Below are 327 nucleotides of genomic sequence, written 5' to 3' on the forward strand. Positions count from 1 at the left end.
GTGACGGGCCATAAGGGCCTGTTCTCCATGCGGGTCGAAGTCCATGGCAAGGAAGCTCATTCCAGCCTGGTCAATGACGGCGCGTGCGCGGTCACCCATGCGGTCGAGCTGATGCATTTCCTGACCCAGGAAGCTGAAACGATGAAGCAGGCTGCGCCTGCCGACAGCCCGTTCAACCCGCCTTACGGCACGCTGACCATCGGCCAGATGGGGGGCGGCACGGCGGTGAACATCCTGGCCCGGCACGCCTGGTTCGCCTGGCTGATGCGGCCTGCGCCCTGGGATGACGGGCCGGCGCTCGGCGAACGCCTGCGCCAGAAGGCTGCC

The 327-nt window shown here is 67.0% G+C and carries 1 protein-coding gene; it reads left to right on the top strand.

Annotated elements, in window-relative coordinates:
* A partial coding sequence (locus V7702_RS16805; RefSeq protein ID WP_335651218.1) for a peptidase dimerization domain-containing protein occupies positions 1 to 327 on the top strand: 327 nt, incomplete at both ends.

The sequence above is a fragment of the Phenylobacterium sp. genome, assembly GCF_036963605.1.
Classification (GTDB): Bacteria; Pseudomonadota; Alphaproteobacteria; order Caulobacterales; family Caulobacteraceae; genus Phenylobacterium.